The organism is Mesorhizobium sp. M8A.F.Ca.ET.021.01.1.1 (assembly GCF_003998025.1).
In the GTDB taxonomy this organism is placed as follows: Bacteria; Pseudomonadota; Alphaproteobacteria; order Rhizobiales; family Rhizobiaceae; genus Mesorhizobium.
Genome location: NZ_RZSJ01000364.1, coordinates 1 through 6,178 on the forward strand (window position 1 = coordinate 1; position 6,178 = coordinate 6,178).

The 6,178-nt window shown below is 65.2% G+C and carries 4 protein-coding genes; all 4 read right to left on the reverse strand.

Going from position 1 to position 6,178, the window contains the following annotated elements:
• On the reverse strand, nucleotides 1-1,077 hold a 1,077-nt coding region (locus EOA36_RS23875), incomplete at its 3' end, for an ATP-binding cassette domain-containing protein (RefSeq protein ID WP_145969274.1).
• A 251-nt stretch (nucleotides 1,078-1,328) separates the two neighbouring features.
• Nucleotides 1,329-2,234: a DMT family transporter gene (locus EOA36_RS23880; protein WP_127279688.1), complete on the reverse strand. Its 906-nt coding sequence runs from the start codon at nucleotides 2,232-2,234 to the stop codon at nucleotides 1,329-1,331.
• A gap of 276 nt (nucleotides 2,235-2,510) precedes the next feature.
• Nucleotides 2,511-5,588 (reverse strand): excinuclease ABC subunit UvrB, encoded by a 3,078-nt coding sequence (gene uvrB / locus EOA36_RS23885; protein ID WP_127279689.1) that lies wholly within the window; start codon nucleotides 5,586-5,588, stop codon nucleotides 2,511-2,513.
• A gap of 117 nt (nucleotides 5,589-5,705) precedes the next feature.
• A partial coding sequence (locus EOA36_RS23890) for a DUF2778 domain-containing protein (RefSeq protein WP_145969275.1) occupies nucleotides 5,706-6,178 on the reverse strand: 473 nt, incomplete at its 5' end.

Consider the following 6,178-nt stretch of genomic DNA (forward strand, 5'->3'; position numbering starts at 1 on the left):
CGTCACCTTCACATTGCGCACCGCATCCTGATCGAGGATGGCGTTGCGGATCAAGGTGACGAAGCGCGACTTGCCGACGCCGTTGCGGCCGAGCAGCACGATGCGGTCGCCCTGGCAGATGTGGCGCTTGCCGGTCCTGAACAGCAGCGTGCCGTCGGGCGTTTCCACCGCCGCGTCGTCGAGCGTGATCAGCACCTTCGCGTGCGTGCCGCGATTGGCGAGTTTGATCGCGCCCGCCGATTTTTCGCGATGCGCCGGATTGGCTGCCTCTTCGAGCTTTTCCGCGCGCTGGTTGAGCTGCTTGGTCTTGACCGTCAGCAGGTCGCTGCCCGAATTGATGCCGAGATTGTTGAGCTTGGCCGCCTGCCGGCGCAATTGCTGCGCCACTTTCATGTCGCGCTGGAATTTTCGCTCGGTCGAGGCGTCGACCTCGTCCAGCGCTTCCCGGGCCCGTGAGTAGGGTAGCGAAAACACCGGCGACTGTTCCGGACGCAGGAACAGCGTGCGGTTGGTGGTGGCGTCGAGGAAGGCGCGGTCATGGCTGGCGATGATGACGGGCACGTCGCGCGGCAGCGCGTTGAGCCAGGTTTCCAACTGGCTGATGCGGGCGAGGTCGAGATGGTTGGTCGGCTCGTCGAGCAGCAGCACGTCGGGATCGGTGACCCAAACGCGGGCGATCAGCGCCAGCCGCTGCCAGCCGCCGCTCAGCGCCCGCATCTCCCGCTCGCGCATTGGCTCGGGCACGTCGAGCGAATCGAGGACCACGTCGACGCGCCACATCTCGCTGTCGGTCTGCTCCGGTGGCAAGGCATCCGCCACCACCTGGTAAAAAGTACTGCCGAGCAGGGCAGGGGCAACGGACTGTTCGACATGGCCGACGCGCAGGCCGCGCGTGCGGGTGATGTCGCCCGTCGTCGGCTCCAGCTCGCCGGCCAGGCATTTCAACAAGGTCGACTTGCCGCGGCCGTTGGCGGCAACGATGCCGAGCCGGTCGCCAGTGCCGATGCTGAGGTCGAGATTGGAGAAGAGCGGCGCACTCATGGTGACGCCGAGGGATTTGAGGCTGATCAGGGCCATTTTCGATTTCTCTGGTCTGTCCGGAAAGTCCGGGTCAATGCACTTTGACGGTGCGCGTGCCGGCTATCAGGCCAGGCGTTGCACACCACGAAGGGCAGACCAAAAAATCGAAGCGGGAAAAAAACCCGGACCGTCCCTGGTCAGCCCTGCAAGCTAGCTCGCAGGGCAGAAATCGGGCCACGCTGACGATGGTGACGAAAAAACGTAAACACGTGAGCCCTCCTTTCGAGACGTTCGAGTGTGACGACTGGCTACACCAAAGGCGGGGCTGATGGCAAGGCCACCGCTTTCGCGCGGCGCGGGAAGGGGTCCAGCACCAGGATGCAGCCGCAGATGATCGCCACCGCGCCGAAGCCTTGGATGACGGTCAGCGACTCGCCGAGCAGGATCGTTCCGGTCAGCACGGCGATCGTGGTCACGGCGAATTCGACGCTGATCGTCCTGGTTGCACCGATTGAGGCCACCAGCCGGAAATAGACGACATAGGTCAATGCGCTCATGACGCAGGCCAGGATCGCCAGGTAAAGGAAGTCGACGGGGCGCGGAATGGCCGGCACCGGCACGACGAGCAGCAGCGGCAGCGTCATCAGCCCACCGAACAGGAAGGCGGCGCTGGTGAGTTCCAGCGAGCCGGCCGAGCGCAGATGGCGATTGGCGTAATTGCTGCCGAAGGCGGCCGAGAACGAACTGAACAGCGAGGCGGCGCAGCCGGTCGCAAAGGATGCGGTGACCGGAACGGCGGGGAAGCCGACCAGGACGACAATGCCGGCAGCGCCGAGCAGCAGCCCGCCCAGGCCACGAACAGTGATGCGCTCAAGCCCCCAGAGCTGGCCGATGATCATCGAGAACAGCGGGATCGCGGCAACCAGGATAGCCGCCATGGCCGTGCCGATGCGCGGCGTGGCATAGGAAAGGCCGATCAGCTGAGCGGCGACGGTCGTCGCGCCGACCACCGCGAAGTGCCGCCAGCCGGCGCTGAAATCCAGCCGTCGCCGCGTCGCGGCGGCAAGCAGAAAGAGCGTGCTGCCGGCAATCAGCGCGCGCAAGGTGACCGCGCCGACCCAGCCGAATGCGTGCACCACCTTGAGCAGGACCAGAAAGGACAGGCCCCACGTGACGGCCAGGAAGATGTAGGCGGCGATGTCTCTGGGTTTCATGGGGGTGGGCCGTGCGGGAGTTTGGTTTCCGAGCGAAGGAGCCAATGCCAAGGCCCGTATAGGTTCGTCCCATGACTGGCAAGGTGCCAAGAAGAGCTGATCTATGTTGGAGGGACAGCGCCCCCCTCCTGCCGGACATCTCCCCCACAAGGAGGGAGATTGGCAGCTTGTGCGCCTCGCTCATTGCGCGACGTTGGAGATTGGCGAAAGCAAAGATGATATCCGATCTCCTCGTGGGGGAGATGTCCGGCAGGACAGAGGGGGCGCGAAGGATCGCTACTTTCCCGGTCTGCCTGTCTTGCCAGGCCGGCGCTTTTCGCGGCGGGCGTCGCCTGGGTCCTCGTAGGAGCCGATGCCGGTGCGCTCGCGCTTGACCGGCTTCTCGCCTTCGATCGGCGTCTCCGTGCGCCGCACGGTCATTTCGTCGAGTGAGTTCTTCTTGAACAGCGGTTTGGTCGCGTCGCCCGGGATGCCGAAATCGGAGCCGTGCGCCTCTTCGGCCGACTGCTTCTTGAACAGCGAGCGCGACACCGCGCCTGACGGGGTCGGCATGTCGGTACCGGGGCCCATATCGTCCAGCGACGGCTTGGCGAACAGCGGCTTCTTCACCGGTACGGCGCCGTCGGCGCCCATCTCGTCGAGATCGGGCTTGCGGAAGAGGTTGGGCCGGGCGGCCTTGGCCGCCTCTTCGGCGGCACGTGCCTGGTCGAGCTTGCGGAACCGCTCCTGTTCCTCAGCCGTACGATGCTTGGCCACGCCCTTGTTGTGCTTGCCTTTTTCGCGGCCCGAGGCCGGACTTTGGCCTTCCACCTCGCGCGCCAGCGGATCGTCGGAGATCGACAGTTCCATCTCGCGCAGCCGCTTGATCTCGTCGCGGATGCGGGCCGCCTTCTCGAAGTCGAGATTGGCGGCGGCGTCGCGCATCTGCTTGTCCAGCGCGTCGAGATGGGCTTTGAAATTGTTGCCCATCATGGCGCCGGCGCCGTCGGTGAACTGCGAGATATCGGCGCGGACATGGTCCTTCTCGTAGACCGAGTCGAGAATGTCGGAGATCCGAGACTTGACCGATTCCGGCGTGATGCCGTTGGCGGCGTTCCACTCCATCTGCTTTTCGCGGCGACGGTTTGTCTCGGCCATCGCCCGTTCCATCGAGCCGGTGACCTGGTCGGCGTAGAGGATGACCTTGCCGTCGACATTGCGGGCAGCGCGCCCGATGGTCTGGATCAGCGATGTCTCCGAACGCAGAAAACCTTCCTTGTCGGCGTCGAGGATGGCGACGAAGCCGCATTCTGGAATGTCGAGACCTTCGCGCAAAAGGTTGATGCCGACCAGCACGTCGAAGGCGCCAAGCCGCAGATCGCGTAGGATCTCGATGCGCTCCAGCGTGTCGATGTCGGAATGCATGTAACGAACGCGCACGCCCTGCTCGTGCAGGTATTCGGTCAGGTCCTCGGCCATGCGCTTGGTCAGCACGGTGACCAGCGTCCGATAGCCGGCGGCCGTCGTCTCGCGGATCTCGCCGACGACGTCGTCGACCTGGCTTTTCGCCGGGCGCACTTCGACGGGCGGATCGATCAGCCCGGTCGGCCGGATGACCTGCTCGGCGAAGACGCCGCCGGCCTGTTCCATTTCCCAGCCGCCCGGCGTCGCCGAAACGGCAACCGAGAGCGGCCGCATGGCGTCCCATTCCTCGAAGCGCAGCGGCCGGTTGTCCATGCAGGAGGGCAAGCGGAAGCCGTATTCGGCCAGCGTCGCCTTGCGCCTGAAGTCGCCGCGATACATGCCGCCGATCTGCGGCACGGTGACGTGGCTTTCGTCGATGAAGACCAGTGCGTTGTCGGGAATGTATTCGAACAAAGTCGGCGGCGGATCGCCGGGCTGGCGGCCGGTGAGATAGCGCGAATAGTTCTCGATGCCGGCGCAGGAGCCGGTGGCTTCCAGCATCTCCAGGTCGAAGCGGCAGCGCTGTTCCAGCCGCTGCGCTTCCAGCAGACGGCCGGCGCGCTCCAGTTCCACCAGACGGTGCTTGAGCTCTTCCTTGATCGACTTGATCGCCTGATTCAGCGTTGGGCGCGGCGTCACATAGTGCGAGTTGGCGTAGATCTTGACGCTCTTCAGTTCGCCGGTCTTCTGGCCCGTCAGCGGGTCGAATTCGGTGATCGCCTCGATCTCGTCGCCGAACATCGAGATGCGCCAGGCGCGGTCTTCCAGGTGGGCCGGGAAGATTTCGATCGTGTCGCCGCGCACGCGGAACGAGCCGCGCACGAAATTGATGTCCTGGCGCTTGTACTGCTGGGCGACGAGGTCGGCGAGCAGGGCGCGCTGGTCGAGCCGGTCGCCGATCTGCATCTGGAAGGTCATCGCCGTATAGGTCTCGACCGACCCGATACCGTAGATGCAGGACACCGAGGCGACGATGATGACGTCGTCGCGCTCGAGCAGCGAACGCGTCGCCGAATGGCGCATGCGGTCGATCTGCTCGTTGATCGAGGATTCCTTCTCGATGAAGGTGTCGGTGCGCGGAACGTAGGCTTCCGGCTGGTAATAGTCGTAGTAGGAGACGAAATACTCCACCGCATTGTCGGGGAAGAATTTCTTGAACTCTGAATAGAGCTGCGCGGCCAGCGTCTTGTTGGGGGCCAGGATCAAGGCAGGGCGCTGCGTCTCCTCGATCACCTTGGCCATGGTGAAGGTTTTGCCGGAGCCGGTGACGCCGAGCAGCACCTGCGTGCGGTCGTTGTTGTCGACGCCTTCGACCAGATCCTTGATGGCGGTCGGCTGGTCGCCCGCCGGTTCGAAGTCCGACACCATCTTGATGGCGATGCCGCCTTCGGATTTCTCCGGCCGGGCAGGGCGGTGCGGCGTCCACAGCACGCCGTCCTTGTGCAGCGGATTGCCGGATTCGATCAGAGCCGAGAGCGCGGCCACGGTGGCGGTGACGCCACTGGACGACATCGTCTCGGCTTCTTCCAGCGAGATGTCGAGCCCGGCGACCGGATTGAGGCCGGCCGCCGTGCGTTCGCGGGCCGACGCGGCGCCGCCCATCGAGGTGCCGCGCGCGGTGCGGCCCGGCGCCGCGGAGCGCTCTGGAATCTTCTTCGGCGACTTGGCGCCGCCGCCTTTGCCCGCGGCGCGGCCTTCCCGTTCAGCCTCCTGTTCGATCTGCTCGGCCCAATCCGCGATCGAACCGGTCAGCGGCGTGCCCGTCAGCTCAGCCTGCGGCATCTCGGCGAAGCCGCCCTTGTGCAGCGGCTCGGACGCGTCGAGGAAATCGGTCAGCGGGCTGCGCCGCTTCGGCGCGGCGCGGTCGTCATCCGCCGTCGGCGGCGTTCTTTTGTCGGGGGATTTGGCCATGTCCCGAATATGGGAGGTCTTGGCGAAAATGGAAAGAGCGCGATGAAGGCTGGCCGGCGGGCGCGTCATGCTCCTGACAGAAGGCTGTCAGGAGGTGGCGGTGGGTTCCGCCTTATCTCAAGCGCCGCTTCCGTTCGACGCGACCCGGGTCGCCGATCCCTTCAGGCGATCCACCACGACGAGGCGTGTAACCCTGCCCTTCTTGAAGGCGGCGAGGAAGCGGGCATAGTCCCGGAAGACGACGCAGCCATTGGATTCGGCGCGGCCGCCGCGCAGCATGTAGGTATGCGCGAGGAGGCCGTTGCGGTTGTATTTGTTGCCGCCGCTCGTCGGTGTCAGGCGGATCGCCTCGACGCCGTGGAAGCGGGATTCGCGCAGCGACAGATTGTAGGTGTCGGGCGGCGTCGGACCACGGTCCTTCACGTGGACATAGCGCGGCTGGTCAACCATGGCGCCGAGGCCGGAATGCGCTTCGAGCCGCTGGCCGTCCGGCATGTAGACGGTCTTGGCGCTGATGTCGTAGACGGCCACGCCATGGCCAGCGCCGCTTCCGGCACTGGGGCCGTTGAACAGGTTCCTGAACGCCTGGC